The 19,472-nt window shown below is 73.1% G+C and carries 2 protein-coding genes (1 of these 2 running past the window's edge); both read right to left on the bottom strand.

Features of this window, described 5'->3' with window-relative positions:
* Positions 1-688, bottom strand: the 5' end (the start) of a protein-coding gene (locus OG289_RS48640; RefSeq protein WP_327320412.1) for an SDR family NAD(P)-dependent oxidoreductase. The gene continues 8,288 nt to the left of window position 1, outside the view; only the first 688 of its 8,976 coding nucleotides appear in the window; the start codon lies at positions 686-688; its stop codon lies off the left edge, out of view.
* Positions 675-19,472: an SDR family NAD(P)-dependent oxidoreductase gene (locus OG289_RS48635; protein ID WP_327320411.1), complete on the bottom strand. Its 18,798-nt coding sequence runs from the start codon at positions 19,470-19,472 to the stop codon at positions 675-677. Before OG289_RS48635 ends, OG289_RS48640 begins: the two co-directional genes overlap by 14 nt.

Genomic DNA, 19,472 nt, shown 5'->3' with positions numbered 1-19,472 from the left:
ACTCGTCGACCCCGTCGATGAATCCGCCCCACTTGCTGTAGGTGCGGCCCGGCTCGCCCTTGCGCGGGTCGTAGTAGGAGTCGTGGTCCCAGCGGTCCGCGGGGACCTCGGTGACGCAGTCCCGGCCTGCGCGCAGGTTCTGCCAGAACTCCTCGGGGTCGCGTGCGCCGGGGTAGCGGCCGGCGACGCCGATGATCGCGACGTCGAGCGGGCCGTCGCCCGGGGCGCCCGGGGCGTCCTGCGCCGCCGCCGGAGCCGCGGGCGCGGGTGCGGGTGCGGGTGCGGGTGCGGGTGCGGGTGCGAGACGGTGTCCGGTCAGGCTGATGCGGCCGTCGGCCGACACCCGCCGGGCCGGCGCCGAAGGCCGGGCCGGGGTGTCCGCCACCGGCCGGAGGGCGTTTGCGGACACCCCGTCGACCAGGGCGGTCAGCCGGGCGCGGTCGGTGCCCAGCAGGTGCTCGGCCAGCTCGCCGACCGTCGGGTACTCGAACAGCAGGGTCCGCGGCAGCGGTCCGAAGTCCCGCTCCAGCAGCAGCGTCACCTCGACGGCCTTGACGGAGTCGGTGCCGTATTCGCTGAGCGGGACGGCGGCGTCGAGGCGTTCCGGAGCCAGCTTGAGCACGGTGGCGAGCCGGCCCGCGACGTACTGTCGCGCCTTCTCCCTCAGGTCGTCGTCAGGCGCTGGCATCGTTCATCTCCTTGGCTCCGCCGGACCGGCCGACGAGGTGGGGATACGTGTCGCAGAGGTGGTGGGCGAGCCGCCCCAGGGTGGTGTGCTCCAGCAGCTCGGCGGTGCCGACGTCCAGTGCGAAGGCCAGGTTGATCCGCCGGGCCAGCTCGGCCAGGGTGACCGGCTCGAAGCCGTAGTCGTTCAGCTCCGTCTCGGGGTCGAGGTCCGCCGCGTCGACGAGCAGGATCCGTGACACCAGGGCGCCGAGCTCGGCCTGGACCCGGGTGACCTCCGCCGGGTCGACGGAGGCGGTGACGAACTGGTCCCGCAACCGGGCGAGTTCGCCGGTGAGCGCCACCAGGTGGCTGCGGCCCGAGGCCAGTGCGCGGTACAGGGCGCGCATGGCGTCGGCGGTGGCCAGCGGGGCCAGGCCGATGTCGCGCAGGGCCGCCACCGTCGCGTCGTCGACGGTCATGCCGCCCTCGGCCCACAGCGGCCAGCCGACCGAGACGGTGGTGCCGTGCCGCTCGCCGCGGGCGACCAGGGCGGCCCGGTGGTCGGCGAACCGGTCGAGGAAGCCGTTGGCGGCTGCGTAGTCGGCCTGGCCCACGTTGCCGAAGGACCCCGTGGCCGAGGAGAACAGCACGAAGAGGTCCAGCGGAAGGTCCCGGGTCGCCTCGTCGAGGTTGCGGGCCCCGGCGCTCTTCGGCGCCAGGACGGCGGCCAGGTCCTCGGGCGTCTTGTGCGCCAGCAGGCCGTCCCGCAACACCCCGGCGGCGTGCAGGACGCCGTCGAGCCGACCGTGCTCGGCGAGCACGCCGGCAACCAGCCGGCGTACGGCCCCAGAGTCGGCGACGTCGGCCTGCCGGTACGACACCCGTGCGTCGCCGAGTTCGCCGGGCAGCTCGTGCGCGGGTGAGCGGCCGACCAGGACGACGCTCGCACCGGGCGTCCGTCGGACGATCTCGGCGGCCAGCAGCCGCCCGATGCCGCCGCGGCCCCCGGTGACCAGATAGACGCCGCCGTCACACCACGGGGCCGGCGCCTCCCGGTCGGGCAGCTCCGTCCAGCCGGCCACCCGGCCGCCGCGGATCCGGGCCGCCGACGGCAGCCGCAGCGCCCGGTCGAGGTGCGCGGTCACCGTCGCGGCGTCGGCGTCGGCGGGCACCTGAACCGTCTGGACGTCCAGACCCGGGTATTCCTGGGCGGCGGAGAGCAGCAGGCCGCCCAGCCCGGCGGCCCAGAGCTCGTCCTCGGGCACGACGAGCTGGCACCGGGTCGGCTTCGGGGCGCCGTCCGCGGTCAGGCGCTTCAGTTCCCGCAGCACCAGCGCCGCGTCGTCCTCGTACGCCTCGATGCGGCCGTCCAGCGGGACGAGGCCCGCGCCGGGCACCGGGACCGCGGCAAACCGCCGGGGCAGGATCACGACACGCTCGGCCGGCTCGGGCTCCCGTGCGGGTGCCTCCTGCCACACCGGGGCCAGCAGCAGCGTGCCCTGGGCGGGTCCTGCCGCGGCGGCAGGTACGGCGGGTACGGCGGCGGCGCGCAGACGCAGCCCGCGCAGGGTCACCCGGACCCGGCCGTCGTCGTCGCAGAGGTCGAGGTCGAGGACCTGCCCGTCGGGGCCGGCCTGCTCCTCGCGTCGGCGCACCCATACCCATGCTGCCTGGTCGAGCGGCGCGTGCACGGCGAGTTCGTCGAGTGCGAACGGCAGCGCTGCGCCTGGCAGGCCGGCCGCGCCGGGCAGCGGGGGCAGACCGGCGGCCGCCTGGAGTGCCGCGTCGAGCAGGCCCGGGTGCAGGGTGTACGGGGTGCGCCCCGCCGGCCCGGTCGGCGCCGTCCTGGCCAGGACCTGCCCGGTGCCGGCCCGCAGCTCCCGCAGCGCGCGCATCCGCGGGCCGTAGGCGATGCCGAGCCCGGCGAACCGGTCGTACACCTCGTCGGCGGGCACGGCCCGGGTGCAGTCGGCGCGCAGCGCGGCGAGATCGAGCACCGGGGCGGGCTCGGGCGTACGCAGGTACGCGCTGCCCTGGACGAAGCGCCGCTCCTCGTCGCCGGCTTCGGCGACGGTGAAGTCGAGCGTGTCGTCGGTGGCGGCGGCCAGGCCGATCGCCAGGGTGACGGCGCCGCCGGCCTCCGCCGGGTCCACGGGGCGCTGCCACACCACGTCGGTGAGGCGCAGCTGGGCGTCACAGGGCGAACCGAGCGTCAGGTGCGCGGCGGTGTAGGCCATCTCCAGCGCGGCGGCCGCGGGCAGCAGGTGCCGGCCGCCCACCCGGTGGTCGGCGAGGAAGAACTCGGCGCCGGTCAGGGTGGTTTCGAAGCGCTGCTCCCACAGGGTGGAGACGTTGCGCTGGACCAGGGGATGGAGGGCCGCTGTCGTCGTCACGGCGCTCTGGCCGACCGGCTCGATCCAGTGGCGCTCGCGGGCGAACGGGTACCCGGGGAGCCCGATCCGGCGCGGGGAGCGCCCGCGGTGCAGCAGCTCCCAGTCGACGGTCAGCCCGTTCACCCAGGCCGCCAGCACGCGGTCGTGCTTGCCCTTGGCGATCCAGGCTGCCACGGCGTCGCGGGCGTCGTCGTCGCCGGCGAACAGGGCGGCGAGTTCCCCGTCCCGCCCGGCCCGGCCGCGGTGCCAGTCGCCCGGCCGGCCCTGGACGAAGTCGGCCAGCCGGTCGCGCAGTTCGCCGGTGTCGCGGACGAGGAAGGCCAGGCGTTCCGTCATCTCCTCCCGGCCGACCTGCAGGGTGTAGGACAGGTCGGCCAGGCGGGGCACACCGGTTTGCAGGTGGTCCAGCAGCCCACGCGCGACCTCGGTGAGGCGCTCCGCGTCCGCCGCGGAGAGCACGATCAGGCCCGGCGCGTCCTCCTCGGGCAGTTGCGGCGCCACCGGGTACTCCTCGATGACCAGATGGGCGTTGCTCCCGCCGGCCCCGAAGGAGGACAGCCCGGCCCGACGCGGCGCACCGGCAATGGACGGCCAGGGCGCGAGCTCGCGCTGCACCCGCAACGGCGTCGACGCGAAGTCGATGAGCGGGTTCAACTCCTGCGCGTGCAACGACGGCACCAACTCACCATGGCGCAACTGCAGCAGGATCTTGGTGAGCCCGGCGATGCCGGAGGCGCTTTCGGCGTGGCCGATGTTGGACTTGACCGAACCGATCGCCACCGGGTGCTCGGGACCGGTCCCGAAGGCACGTGCGAGCCCGGCGATCTCGATCGGGTCGCCCAGAGAGGTGCCGGTGCCGTGTGCCTCGACATAGCCGACGGTGACCGGATCGACCTGCGCGACGTCGAGGGCGCGGCGGATCACCTCCGCCTGGGCGGCGGGGTCGGGCACGGTGTATCCGTTGGTGCGGCCGCCGTGGTTGACCGCGCTGCCCTTGATCACGCCGAGGATCCGGTCACCGTCGGCGACCGCCCGCGACAACGGCTTCAGCAGCACCGCGCCGACACCCTCACCGGGCACATAACCGTCCCCGCCGGCACCGAACGCCGCGCACCGGCCGCTCTCACCCAGGAAGCCGCCCTGGTCCAGGAGCAGGAACTTGTTCGGGTGCACCGACACGTTCACCCCACCCGCAAGGGCGAGATCCGACTCCCCGCGCAGCAGGCTCTGGCACGCCAGGTGAATCGCCGTCAGCGACGACGAACACATCGTGTCCACCGCCACGCTCGGACCACGGAAATCGCAGACGTAGGAGACCCGGTTGGCGATCGAGGCCGGCACCCCGCCGACGGCCAGCGCACGGCCGTGGGACTGAGCCTGGGCGCCGTAGAGCTGGTACTCCTCGTACATCACGCCGACGAACACACCGACCCGGCCGTGGGCCGCGGCGCGCGCCCGGGTGTAACCGGCGTCCTGGAGCGTCGCGTAGGCGCACTCCAGGAACAACCGCTCCTGGGGATCGGTCAGTTCGGCGTCGGCGGGCGACATGTGGAAGAACAGGGCGTCGAAGGTGTCGACCCCGTCGAGGAATCCGCCCCACCGGCCACCGCCGGTCACCTGCGGATCCCACCGCTCGGCCGGCACCTCGGTGACACTGTCCACACCCGACCGCAGATTCGCCCAGAACTCCTCCAGCGAAGCCGCACCCGGGTAGCGCCCCGCGACACCGACGATCGCGATGTCGTCCGGACGTATCCCGTCCGCGCGTATCCCCTGCGCGCGTATCCCCTCCGGGCGCGCCGCGGCCGCCAGAAAGGCTGCGCGCCGGTGCCCGGCGGCGACGCTCTGCGTGACGCCCGCCGACGGCTGCGAGGCGGCCGGACGGACGGCCGGGCCGTCCGCGCCCAGGAGAGCGGCGAGCCGCTGCGCGTGCTCGGTGCGGAAGTAGTCGGCGAGCGCGTCGACGGTGCGCCGCTCGAAGAGCAGGGCCTTGCCGAGCGGCCCGAAGGTCCGCTCCAGCTCACGGATGATCTGGAGCGCCATCACGGACTCGATCCCGTGCTCAGAGAGCGGCACGTCGGCGGCCAACTCGTGCACCGGGAGCTTCGCCTGGGCGGCCAGGACGGACGTCAGATAGCGGACCACCCGGGCGTGTTCGGGTGCCTGCGAGGTGGCCGATCCGATGGCCTGCTCGTCCGGTGCGTCTGCGTCGCCGGTCGCGGTGCCGGTCGCTGCCGTGGAGGCCGGCCGCGTCTGGTCCGGCTCGCCGTCCAGCGGCCGCACGGACACCCCGACCAGCCGGACGCAGACCTGTCCCTCGTCGTCGAAGAGATCGACGTCGAACGCGGAGTCACCGGCGCGGCGGCGCAGCCAGGCCCAGGGCTCGGCCGGGCAGGCGCCCAGCATCTCGACCCGGTCCACGGCGAACGGCACGGCCGTCCGGCCCCCGGTGAGGTCGAGCGCGATGCCGGCGTGCAGCGCGGCGTCGAGCACCGCCGGGTGGAGGACGAAGCCGTCCGCGTCCCCGGGGGCGCGCAGCCGGGCGAGCACCTCGCCGTCGCCGGCGTGGACCTCGACCAGGGCGCGCATCGCGGGCCCGTAGGCGATGCCGCACTCGGCCAGCGCCTCGTAGCAGCGCGCCGCGGGTACGGCGGCGAGCCGGGCGAGCAGCGCGTTGCGGTCATGCGGGGGCGGCGGTTGCACGGCCTCGCCGGTGGCGGCCTCTCCGCTCGCGTGCACCCCGTCGCCCTGGACCTCGAAGGCGATCCGCCCGTCCCCCGGGACGAGCACGACGCTCAGGTCGAGCCCGGGCGCGGGCACGAAGGGCCGCAGCCACACGACGTCGGTCAGCGCGCTCACCCGGTCGGGCACGGTCAGCTCGACCGCGGCGCGGGCCAGCTCCAGGACGGCCACGCCGGGCAGCATCGGCCGTCCCTGGACGACGTGGTCGGCGAGGAAGAACTCGCCGCCGGTCAGGGTGGCGCTGTAGCGCTGCGCGCTGAAGTCGGAGGTGTTGCGCTGCGCCAGCGGATGCAACCGGGCGCCGTACGGTCCGGCCGCGGCCGCCGGGGCCCGGTCGATCCAGTGGCGCTCGCGCGCGAACGGGTACGTCGGCAGGGCCGCACGGCGTGGTGTGCCGGCCTCGTAGAGCGCGGCCCAGTCGACATCCAGGCCCTGCGTCCACAGTTCGAGGACGAGGTCGTACTTGCCGCGCCGCACCCAGCGGCGCAGGGTCTCGGCGTCCTCCGCGTCCGCGAGCGCCGACGCGAGGGGGCGCTCTCGGTCGGCCTGGCCCTGGTGCAGCCCCTCGGCACGGCCGTCGAGGTAGGCGTCGAGCCGGGCCCGCACCTCGTCGAGGTCGCTCGCGTAAAAGGCCAGCCGGTGCCGCATGGCTTCCCGGCCGACCTGCAGGGTGTACGCCAACTCGGGCAGCGCAACGGGGTGTTCGCGCAGGTGGGCGTGGAGGTTCGCGGCGGACTCGCGCAGCCGGGTCTCGTCGCGGGCGGACAGCACGATCAGGCCCGGCGCGTCCACCTGCGGCCGCTGCGGCGCGACGTACTCCTCGATGACCAGGTGGGCGTTGGTCCCGCCGGCCCCGAAGGAGGACAGCCCGGCCCGACGCGGCGCACCGGCAATCGACGGCCAGGGCGCGAGCTCGCGCTGCACCCGGAACGCCGTCGACGCGAAGTCGATGTGCGGGTTCAACTCCTGCGCGTGCAACGACGGCACCAACTCACCATGGCGCAACTGCAGCAGGATCTTCGTCAGCCCCGCGATACCCGCCGCGCTCTCCGCATGACCGATGTTCGACTTCACCGAACCGATCGCCACCGGGTGCTCGGGACCGGTCCCGAAAGCACCGGAGAGCCCGGCGATCTCGATCGGGTCGCCCAGAGACGTCCCCGTCCCGTGCGCCTCGACATAGCTCACCGTGCGGGGGTCCACCTCGCAGCGGTCCAGGGCCCGGCGGATCACCCGGCGCTGGGCGGCGGGGTCGGGCACGGTGTATCCGTTGGTGCGGCCGCCGTGGTTGACCGCGCTGCCCTTGATCACGCCGAGGATCCGGTCACCGTCGGCGACCGCCCGCGACAACGGCTTCAGCAGCACCGCGCCGACACCCTCACCGGGCACATAACCGTCCCCGCCGGCACCGAACGCCGCGCACCGGCCGCTCTCACCCAGGAAGCCGCCCTGGTCCAGGAGCAGGAACTTGTTCGGGTGCACCGACACGTTCACCCCACCCGCAAGGGCGAGATCCGACTCCCCGCGCAGCAGGCTCTGGCACGCCAGGTGAATCGCCGTCAGCGACGACGAACACATCGTGTCCACCGCCACGCTCGGACCATGGAAATCGCAGACGTACGAGACCCGGTTGGCGATCGACGAAGGGCTGCCCGCCAGCGCCAGCGCGCCGCCGCGTGCCTGGGAGGCGGCTGCGTGCAGCTGGTACTCCTCGTACATCACGCCGACGAACACACCGACCTCGCCGTGCGCCGCCGCGCCGGCCCGGGTGTAACCGGCGTCCTGGAGCGTCGCGTAGGCGCACTCCAGGAACAACCGCTCCTGCGGGTCGAGCAGTTCGGCCTCGCGGGGCGTGATGCCGAAGAACCGGCTGTCGAAGGTGTCGACCCCGTCGAGGAATCCGCCCCACCGGCCACCGCCGGTCACCTGCGGATCCCACCGCTCGGCCGGCACCTCGGTGACACTGTCCACACCCGACCGCAGATTCGCCCAGAACTCCTCCAGCGAAGCCGCACCCGGGTAGCGCCCCGCGACACCGACGATCGCGATGTCGTCCGGTGCCGGGGCGTGCGGTGCACAGGCGTCCGTCCCGGCCTCGGCCGCCGTGGACCGGAGGGTCGGCCGCGAGGACACCACCGGCTGGGCCGGCGACGGGCCGGCTTCGGCCGCCCGCTGCGGGAGTCGGCCCATGAGGTGAGCGGCGAGCGCGTCGACGGTGCGGAACTCGAAGAGCAGCGTCTTGTCCAGCGGCCCGAAGGTTGCCTCCAGCTCGCGGACGATCTCCAGTCCGGTGATGGAGTCCATGCCGTAGGCCGTCAGCTCCACGTCACGGTCGATCCGCGGCGCGGGCAGCTTGATGACCGAGGCGACGACGGCGGTCAGCCGACGGACCAGCTCCTCGCGATCCGCAAAGCTCACGGTCTCGGTCGCATCCTTGGCGGCGGGGGCCGGGCCGGCGAGCCGCTCGACCGAGATGCGTTCGCGGTCGCCGTGCAGCACCATGACCCGGCTCTGCCCGCACGCCAGCGCGCGGTACAGGGCACGCAGGGCGTCGCCGGTCGGCAGCGGCCGCAGGCCCACGCCCTCGCGGGCCGCACGCACCTCAAAGGGGTCCATGGCCATGCCGCCCTCGGCCCACAGCGGCCAGTTCACCGACACGGTCCGGCCGTGCCGGGCGCCGCGTGCGACCAGGGCGGCCCGGTGCTCGGCGAACGCGTCGAGGAAGCCGTTGGCCGCCGCATAGTCCGCCTGGCCCACGTTGCCGAAGACTGCGGCGAGGGAGGAGCACAGGACGAAGAAGTCGAGCGGCAGGTCCTTGGTGGCCTCGTCCAGCAGGCGGGTGCCGGCCACCTTCGGCGCCAGCACCGCGGCGACATCGGCGTCCCGCTTGCCGGCGAGCAGGCCGTCCCGCAGTACGCCCGCTGCCTGGACCACGCCGTCGAGGCGGCCGTACTCGGCCACCAGGTCCGCGACCAGCTCGCGGATCGCCGCGCCGTCGCTCACGTCGGCCTGGCGATAGACCACGCCGTCCGGCACGACGGCGGTCGCCGAACGGCCGGCCACCACAACAATGGCGGCGGGCGTCTGCCGCCGGATGTCGGCTGCCAGCAGCGCGCCGATGCCGCCGGCGCCGCCGACCAGCAGGTAGACGCCGTCCGGCCGCCACGGCAGGTCGGCGTCCAGCGACGGCAGTTCGCTCCAGTCGGCGGCCATCAGCACCTGGGCACCGGCCCGGACCACAGTCGCCTCGACGCCGGCCGCGCGGGCCAGCAGCCGTGCCGCCTCGGCGGGGGCAGCACCCGTCGGCAGCTCGACGATCTGTGCACGCAGGGCCGGGTGTTCGCGGCGCGCCGACATCATCGCGCCCGACAGCCCCCGGGTGGCCGCGGTCCCCTCCGGCAGGGCGAGCTGGATCAGCGCCGCCACCGAGGAGTTGCGCCGGACCGTCCGCAGCACGAGGTCCGTGTCGGCTTCGAAGGCGTCGATCCCGCCCGTGAGGCGGACCAGCTCATCGGCCCCGTGAGCGGCGCCGAGCGAGTCCGCGAGCGGCCCGGCAGCCAGGACGATCCGGCGCTGCGGCTCTGCGACCGGGACCGGGACCGGGACCGGGACCGGCTGCACGGTGCGCCAGGACGGGGCGAGCAGCAACGTGTCGCCGCCGCCGTCCACCGGGCGTACCGCCAGGGCGGAAAAGCGGACGTACACCCGGCCCTCGTCGTCGCACAGGTCGACGTCGAAGGCGTCACCCTCGGGCCGCAGCCGCAGCCACGCGAAGGCCTCGGCCGGGCAGGCGGCCACGAGTTCCACCTCGCCCACCGCGAACGGCACCGCGGGCCGCTCGTTACCCAGGTCGACCGCGACCCCGGCGTGCAGGGCCGCGTCCAGCAGGCCCGGGTGCAGCACCAGGGCGTCGTCCGGCTCGGTCACCCGGACCTTGGCGAGGACCTGGCCGTCACCCGCCCACACGGCGGCCAGGCCGCGCATGGCCGGCCCGTAGTGGACGCCCCGCTCGGTGAGCGCGGCGTAGCAGGCATCGACGGACACCTCTGCGACCGCGGCGCGTACGGCGTCCAGGTCGATGCGGTCGGCCGGCCCGGCGGACGGCCCGGGCCTGGCGTCGCCGCGTGCGAACACCGTCCGCCCGCCTTCCGGGGCGGGGCCGGTGATCTCGAAGGAGACCCGCTCATCCGGGTCGCCCGCGGTCGTCAGCTCGACGGCCAGCGGGACCCCCGCGGTGACGGGCCGGGTCCAGAGCACATCGGTGAGCCGCAGCGGCTGCGCCGCCGAGGGGTCCTGCTCCCGGCCAAGGGCCACCGCGGCGCGCGCCATCTCCAGCGACGCCACGGCGGGCAGCACGGGCTCGCCCGCCACGACGTGGTCCGCGAGGAAGAACTCTGCGCCGGTCAGTGTGGTCTCGAAACGCTGAGCCCGCAGCGAGGAGGTGTTGCGGTGGATCAGCGGGTGCGGCGCCAAGGCGCCCGGCCCGCCGACGGTCGGGCGCCCCACGGGCAGCCAGTAGCGCTCGCGGGCGAACGGGTAGGAAGGCAGGGCGATCCGGCCCGGGGTCCCGGTGTACAGCGCGTTCCAGTCGACCCGGGCGCCGGTGACCCACTCGGCGAGCAGCCGGTCGTGGTCGGCAGAGGTGGTCTGCGCTGCCCGGCCGGCCCCGCCGGTGGCCCGGCCGCGGTGCCAGTCGCCGCCACGGCCCTCCACGAAGTCCCGCAGGCGGTCGCGGACTTCGGTGACCGACGCGGCCCGGAAGGCGAGCCGCTCCTCCATCGCCTCGCGGCCGGACTGCAGGGTGTGCGCCAGGTCGGCGAGGCGGACGTCGGGGTGTTCGCGCAGGTGGGTGAGGAGGTTCGCGGCGGACTCGCGCAGCCGGGTCTCGTCGCGGGCGGACAGCACGATCAGGCCCGGCGCGTCCACCTGCGGCCGCTGCGGCGCGACGTACTCCTCGATGACCAGGTGGGCGTTGGTCCCGCCGGCCCCGAAGGAGGACAGCCCGGCCCGACGCGGCGCACCGGCAATCGACGGCCAGGGCGCGAGCTCGCGCTGCACCCGGAACGCCGTCGACGCGAAGTCGATGTGCGGGTTCAACTCCTGCGCGTGCAACGACGGCACCAACTCACCATGGCGCAACTGCAGCAGGATCTTCGTCAGCCCCGCGATACCCGCCGCGCTCTCCGCATGACCGATGTTCGACTTCACCGAACCGATCGCCACCGGGTGCTCGGGACCGGTCCCGAAAGCACCGGAGAGCCCGGCGATCTCGATCGGGTCGCCCAGAGACGTCCCCGTCCCGTGCGCCTCGACATAGCCGACGGTGACCGGATCGACGCCCGCGTCGGCCAGTGCGCGGGTGATGACGTCCCGGTGTGCCCTGGGGTTGGGCACGGTGTATCCGTTGGTGCGGCCGCCGTGGTTGAGCGCGCTGCCCTTGATCACGCCGTGGATCCGGTCGCCGTCGGCGATCGCTCGTGACAGCGGCTTCAGCAGCACCGCGCCGACACCCTCGGCCGGCACGAAACCGTCGCCACCGGCACCGAACGCAGCGCACCGGCCGCCGGTGGGCACCAGGCCGCTCTGGGTCAGGATCAGGTACTTGTTCGGGTGGATCGACACGTTGACGCCGCCCGCAAGGGCGAGATCCGACTCCCCGCGCAGCAGGCTCTGGCACGCCAGGTGAATCGCCGTCAGCGACGACGAACACATCGTGTCCACCGCCACGCTCGGACCATGGAAATCGCAGACGTAGGAGACCCGGTTGGCGATCGATGACGGGTTACCGGGGATGCCGACGGCACGGCCGAGGGTCTGCTCCTGGGCCGCGTGGAGCTGGTACTCCTGGTACATCGCACCCACGAAGACCCCGACCCGGCCGTGGGCCGCCGCGGCCTCGCGGGTGTAGCCGGCGTCCTGGAGCGTCGCGTAGGCGCACTCGGCGAACAAACGCTCCTGCGGGTCGAGGTGGTCCGCCTCCCTGGGGGAGATACCGAAGAACTGCGGGTCGAACTTGTCGACGTCGCTGAGGAATCCGCCCCAGCGCGGCTGCGCGCCGGTCGCGCTGGCGGGGAAGGCGCGGTGGTCCCAGCGGTCGGCGGGCAGTTCGGTGACGCTGTCGCGGCCGGCCCGCAGGTTCGCCCAGAACACGTCGAGGGTGTCGGCCCCCGGGTAGCGCCCGGCGACGCCGATGATCGCGATCTCCTCCCGCGCGGGGGCCGCGGGCTGCGGGGCGGCCGTGGGCGCGAGGGCGGGGGCGGCCGTGGGGGTGGGGCCAGGGGCGGCCGTGGGCGCGGGGGCAGGGGCGGGGGTGGACACCATCGCGGCGTGGGTCTCGGCGTGCGCGAGGTCCGCGGCCGCGGTCTGGGGGGCCTGCGGTGCGGGCTGCTCCGCAACGCCTGCCAGCACCGCCAGCTCCTGCGGGCAGGTGTCGAGCAGATGATCGGTCAGCTCGTGGACCGTCCGGCACTCGAACAGCAGGGTGCTGGGAATGTCGCTGAACTCCTTGCGAAGGCGCGAGGTCAGCTGGACCACCACGATCGAGTCGACGCCCAGCGCGTCGAACGGCGTGGCGGCGTCGAAGTCCTCGGTCCGCAGCCGCAGCACCTCGGCGAACAAGGCCTGCACAGCTACCGCACCCTTCTCCCGCAGCTCGGCGGGGCGAGGCTGCTGCGCCGGCTCAGCGTTCTGCGGCCGGGCCGGGCGTATGGGCAGCGGCCGGGGGCCTTCGGTGGCCGCGGTCAGGTCCACCGAGATCACGCCGTCGCTCTGCGCGGTGATCACATGGTGGTCGATGTCGCGCTCCGCGCCCAAGGGGAATCCGACGGCGTCGAAGCCCGTCCCGGACAGCGCCCGCCGCCAGGCCGGCACCGTGAGCACCGGACTGCCCGGGATACGCAGGGCCTGATCCTGCGTCAGCCACCAGCCTTCGAGCAGTCCGAAGATCAGGTGTACCCACAGCTCGTTCCTGGTCAGCTCGTTGAGCAGCAGCAGCCCGTTCGGGCGGAGCAGGCTCTTGATGTGGCCGAGGGTCCGGTGGATCCGGCTGGTCGCGTGCACAACGTTGGCAGCGATCACCAGGTCGTAGGTGCCGAGCTCGATGTCCTGGTCGGCCGGGGAGCGCTCGATGTCGAGGAGGCCGTAGCGAAGGAACGGGTTGTCCGGGCCGTAGGTACGCTCGGCGTGCTGCAGGAAGGCCGGGGACAGATCGGTGTACCGGTACTCCGCGATCGCGTCCCGGTACGGCCGCAGCCGCCGGAACACCATCGCGCTGGTTCCGCCGGTCCCGGCGCCCACCTCCAGGATCCGCACCCGGGCCGCCGGATCCTCGGCGAGACGCCGCTCGACATAAGCGGCCACGGCGTCCGCCAGCACGCCGTTGAAGAAGTCGGCCGGGGCGTTGTTCTGGTAGAGGCCCTGCACCAGGTCCATCGAGGAGTCCGGGAACAGGATCTCGGTGGCCAGGCGGCGGCCGGTCAGTACGTCCGGCAGGGCCTTCAGTACGGTTTCGATCAGCACGACCTGGGCCTGCACCCCCGGATCGGTGGCCCAGGCCGTCCGGGCGGTCGCCCAGCGCGACCAGGCGTCCGCCGCGCCGGAGCGCAGCGCGGTGCAGGACAGCCCGTCGTAGCGCACGTGCCCGTGCTCGTCCAGCACGCGCAGGGTCTCGTCGAGCCAGTGGCGCAGTGGCGTGGGCAGCCTTTGGACCGGCGCGAGGTCCGGCAGGACGGCGGCCTGCGGGCCGAACCAGTCCAGCCCGGACAGCTGGTGCCAGATGAGGTCGGCGATCAGGGCGTCGACCCCGCCGGTCGACTCCCGGGTTTCCTGGATGAGTTCGGCCAGGGTGTGGGCGGTGAGCAGGGACCGCTCGTCGGCCTCGATCCCGCGCCCGCGCAGCCGCTCCACGAAGGCGGCCAGACGCACCCGGTCCCAGCCGTACTCCTCCAGCGGGGCCTGCGCATCGATCGCCTCGCCCTCGACGCCGAGCACCTCCGAGACCAGCGCGAGCACTTCGGCCGCGTCGATGGCCGAGGGCAGGGTCAGCCCAGGGGGCGGTACGGTCCGCCCGTGCCGGTCGCGGATCCGGGTGTGGACCGCCGTGTGCAGGGACGGCAGCGGCTGCGGCGGGGCGACGGGAAGGGGGCCGAGCCGCACCGTGCCGAAGTCCACGGTGCCGGTGGTGTTGAGGAAGGCGGTGTGTACCCGTGGTCCCGCCACGACCGCCTCGACCGCGGCCATCGCCTCCGGCGCCTCGATCGACACCAGACCCAACCGCCGCATCCGCTCCCGCTGCGCAGGCGTCGAAACAGCACCCACACTGCCCCAGTAACCCCAGTGCACCACCCGCACCCGGCCCGGCAGCTCCACCGCCAACCGCGCCGCGAACGCATCCTGAAACGTACAACCCGCCGCATAATTACTCTGCCCCGCCGCCCGCAAAAACGCATTCAACGACGAGAAGAACAACACCAGCTCGAGCGACGGACCACCAAACGCCTCCACCAGATGGACACTCCCGGCCACCTTCACATCCAACGCCGCCCGAAACTCCCCCTCCGACATCGACGCCAGAGAACGATCCGCGAGCACCAGCCCCGAATGCACCACCCCATGCACCGCACCGAACCGCTCCCGCACCACAGCAGCCGCCCGCTCCACCGCCGCCGCATCCGTGACATCCGCCACCACATACACCGGCCGCGGACCCACCGCAGCCACCCGCTCCACACCCGCCCCGATCACCGCATCCACAGGACGCCGGCCAAGCCACACCACCTGCGCCCCATACACCCGGGCCACATACTCCGACCACACCACACCAATACCACCAGCACCACCCACGACCACATACACACCACCACGCCGCACCCCACCCACACCCACAGGCACCGCAGCCGGCAACCACCGCTGCGCATACCAACAACCCGACCGGTAGGCGAGGCCGTGACCGGTTCGGTTGGCGGGGACGCGCCGCAGCTCCTGCGCGGGCCAGGCGTCGGACAGCGGCAGGTCGACCAGGCGCACCTGCCAGTGCGGGTACTCCTTGAGCAGCGCGCCGGTGAAGCCGTGCACGCTGGCGTGCGCCGGCTCGCAGTGGTCGTCGGGAGAGATCGGCTGGCTCTGGTGGGTCAGCACGGTCACGTGCAGCTCGCGGTCGCCGTAGCCGGCCGCCAGCAGGGACTTGACCAACCGGAACAGGTCGAGCACGCCGTCGTCCTGGGCCTGGGCCGTGGCGCTCGCGCCCTGCGACGGCGGGGCCGACCAGAGGACGTGGAGAAGCGAACCGGCGCTGCCGTCGCCGATGGCCCGCACCGCGGAGGGGGTGTCCAGTACCCGGGCGGCGGGCCAGGCCCGGCGCAGCCGCTCGTCCGCGATGGAGGCGACGAGCAGGTCCGGCGGCGGGGCGGAGGGCTCGGCGGGCAGCGTGGCCGGCTCCCAGGCCGGGACGGCGTAGACGCTCTCGGCATCCCGCACACCGCCCTCGCGCAGGTGCAGTCCCTGAATCCGGACGCACACCGTGCCGTCCTCGGCGCACAGGTCGATGTCGTAGGTGCCGGCGCCCCGGGTCCCGGGGCGGGTGCGGACCCAGATCCGCTCCGGGCAGCGGTGGAACACCTCGACCGTGTCCACGGCGAAGGGCACACCGGCAGGCGCGCCTTGCGGCCCGGCGCCCAGGGTCAGCCCGGCCACCGTCTGCAGGGCCCCGTCCAGCAGGCTCGGGTGCAACAGGCACTGCTCCAGCAGGGGTGCGGCCGCAGGCCGTTCCAGCTCGGCCAGCACCTGACCGTCGCCCGACCGGATCCGGCCCAGTGCGCGCAGGCTCGGGCCGTGCTCGATGCCGCGCGCCCGCAGGGCGGCGTAGATCTCGTCGGCCGGCAGGCCGTCGCGGTGGACCGTCGTGCGCAGCGCGTCCAGGTCGAGCCGGGGCGCGGTGGGCTCGCCCAGCTCCGCGACGCCCTGACAGTGCACCGTGCAGGCGTCGCCCAGCACCCGGTCACCGCTGTGCACGGCGAAGCCGACCTTGCCGCTGTCCCCCCGCTCCAGCGTGATGTGCAGCTCCGTACGGCCGTGCGGGGCGGTCATCGGCTGCGGCCAGACGATGTCGCGCAGCCGCAGGCTGTGCTCCGCCGTGCCCAGCTCTCCGAGCGCGAACTCGACAGCTGCGCGGGCCATTTCGAGCGAGACGACACCGGGCAGCAGGGACTGCCCGCCCACGACATGGTCGGCGAGGAAGAACTCCTCACCGGTCAGCATGGTGGTGAAGCGGTGCGCCAGCAGGTCGGAGGTGTTGCGCTGTACCAGCGGGTGCAGGATGTCGGCGGCGGCCACGGTCGTCGCGGCCGTCTCCGCCTGCTCGCGCACCCAGTAGCGGCGGCGGGCGAAGGGATACGTCGGCAACGGCACCCGGGCGAAACCACCCTCGGCGAACAGCACACCGAAGTCGAAGTCCTGCCCCTGCACGAACAGTTCGGCCACCGCCGACAACCGCTCACGGTAGGCCGCGCCGTCCAGCCCCGACGGCGCACCGCACTCCCGCAGACACTCCTGCGCATACCGCACCAGCCCCGCGGGGTGCTGCGCAGGCTGGGAGGTCTCCGATACGAACACGCCCGGCGCCGCGCCGTTCTCCAGCCAGCCCGACAGCGCCGCGACCAGCCCAGCACGATCGGACACCACCACAGCCAGCCGGTGACGCACATGACGACGCCCCGTCAACAACGTGAAACTCACATCCGCAAGCGGCGTGTCACGGCCCACAGCACTGTCCGCCCACCCCAGCAACGCACCCGCCTGCTCACGCACCTGCTCCACCGACGCCGCCGACAACACCACCAGACAACCCGGCACAACCCTCGCCACCCGCAACCGCTGCGGCGCCTGCTCAATCACCACATGCGCATTCGTCCCCGAGAACCCGAACGCACTCACCGCCGCCAGCCGCGAACCCCCCACACCCGGCACCCACTCCCGCAACCCCCCATTCACATAAAACGGCGAACCCTCCAACGCGATCCGCGGATTGACCCGCTCAAAATGCACCAACGGCGGCACCTTCCCATGCCGCAACGCCAGCACCGCCTTCACCACCCCAGCCACCCCAGCCGCAGCAGCCGTATGCCCCAGATTCGCCTTCACCGTCCCCAACGCACAAAACCCACGACCATCCGACCGCGCACCGAACGCCCGCGACAACGCCTCGAACTCCACCGGATCCCCCAGCGCAGTCCCCGTCCCATGCGCCTCCACCAAACCGATCGAACCCGCATCCACCCCGAACCGGTCCCACACCTCACCCAGCAACGCCTCCTGCGCCCCCACCCTCGGCGCCGTGATCCCGTTACTCGCCCCATCCTGATTCACACCCGACCCACGAATCACCCCATGGACAAAATCACCATCCGCCAGCGCATCCCGCAACCGGCGCAACACCACCACCCCCGCACCCTCACCCGGCACAAACCCATCAGCCCCCGCATCAAACGCCGCACACCGACCCGAAGCCGACAACATCCCCGCCGCCTGCGCCGACGCATAAAACTCCGGCGTGCTCAACACGAACACCCCACCCGCCAACGCCGTGTCCAGCCCACCCGAACGCAACGCCTCACACGCCAGATGCACCGCCACCAACGAACTCGAACACGCCGTATCCACCGTCACCGCAGGACCACGCAAATCCAACATGTACGCAATCCGCGCCGACAGAATCGAACCGGCGCGGCCGAGCATGGCCTGGGGCGAGTTCATGCCGTTCGGGTAGAGGGTGTGGTAGTCGCCGCCGGAGAAGCCGACGTAGACGCCGCAGCGGCTGCCCCGGATGCCCGCCCCGGCATAACCCGCGTTCTCCAGAGCGGTCCAGGACTCCTCCAGAAAGACCCGCTGCTGCGGATCCATGAACTCCGCCTCCAGACCCGACACACCGAAGAACAACGGATCGAACTCGTCGTGCCCGTCGAGGAAACTGCCGCGCAGGCCCGCGGCCGCCTCCGCTCCGAGGTACTGCTCCAGCGGCCACCTGGTCACCTCCCCCACGAGGTCGGTGCCCGCGGCCAGGTGCTCCCACAACTCCTCCGGCGTCCGGGAACCGGCGAACCGGCCACTGAGACCGACGATCGCAATGGGCTCCAGCGCATCGTCGTCGGCCGTCTCCGCCGCGACCTGGCCCGGCGCCACTTGGGCCGGCGCCACTTGGGCCGGCGCGACTGAGACCTGCGCGAGGGCCGTCACCGGCTCGGGCTCCGCTCTCGTGGCCGGCGCCGCACCCTTCGCCGGTCGCAGCACCGCACCCAACGAGGCGACGTGCTGGGCGAGTTGGTCCAGCGTGCCGTGCTCGAACAGCACCGTCGTCGCCAGCTCGGTACCCAGCACCGTGTTCACCCGCTGCACGAACTGGATCCCCAGGATCGAGTCCAGCCCGTAGTCACGGAAGGCAGTAACCCCGTCGATGTCGGCCGTCGGCATCTTCAGCGCCTGGGCGAGCTCTGCCCGCAGCCGGTCGTACACGTCGTCGGCCGTGGCCCCGGCCGGGGCCTGGTCACCCACAGGTGAGTGCGGCTCAGGCTCCGCGCCGCGTACTGGTTCGGCATGCACGGTGGCCGGCGCCGACGCGGACGGTCCGCCGGGGAAGACGCCGTCGCTCTCCGCCACGACGACCTGGCCACCGAGATGGTGCGACTCCCGGACCGGGAAGAACACCTGGCGGAACCCCGCGCCCTGAAGGACGGACTGCCAGACCTCCGATTCGAGCGCCGGGCTGCCGGCGATCCGCAGCTCCGGGTCCTCGTGCAGCCACCAGCCCTCCAGCAGCCCGAAAGCGGCGTGCGTCAGGAGGTTGATGCCCGCCATCTCGTTGAGGACGAGCAGGGCGTCCGGTCGCATCAGGGTCTTGACGTTGTCGACCGTGACCTTGATCCGACGGGTCGCGTGCAGCACGTTGGCCGCGAGCACCAGGTCGTAGGAACCGAGGTCGAAGCCCTGCTCCTCAGGGGCGCGCTCGATGTCGAGCAGCCGGTACGACAGGTAGGGCGCGTCGGGGCCGTAGGTGGCCTCGGCGTGGTGCAGGAAGGCACGGGAGAGGTCGGTGTAGCAGTACTCGGCGATGGCGTGCCGATAGGGCTTCAGCTTGCGGAACACCTCGACGCTGGTGGAGCCGGTGCCCGCACCGACCTCCAGCAGGCGCAGTCGCGCACCGGGTTCTGCCTCCAGGCGCTCCTGGACGTAGGCGACGACGACGTCGGTCGTCCATGTGTTGAAGAAGTCCGCGAGCGGGTTGCCCTGGTAGACGGCGCGGACCTGCTCCACCGATCCGCCGGGGAAGATGATGTCGGTGGGGAGCTTCTCACCGCGCAGGACCTCGGGCAGGGCCCGCAGCATGGCCTCGGCGATGACCAGGCGCGGCCGCACGCTGGCGTCGGCGAACCACTTCTCCTTCGTGCGGTCCCACTCCTGCCACAGGGCGTCGGCGTCCTCGACCCGGCCGGAGCACGTCCCGTTGGAGTAGCGGACCACGTCGAGCTCGTCGAGCATCACCAGGCTGGCGTCCAGCCACCGCGCCACATGCCGCGCCGGACGGACGCGGGCGGTCACCGTGGCGAACTCCCCCTCGCCGCCCTCGAACCAGCCCACCGCCACCAACTGACGCCACAACAGCCTGCCGAGAAGCTCGTCCAT

Source organism: Streptomyces sp. NBC_01235, assembly GCF_035989285.1.
Classification (GTDB): domain Bacteria; phylum Actinomycetota; class Actinomycetes; order Streptomycetales; family Streptomycetaceae; genus Streptomyces.
Note: the sequence above shows the minus strand (reverse complement) of the source record. Positions and strands in the feature narration are given on the sequence as shown.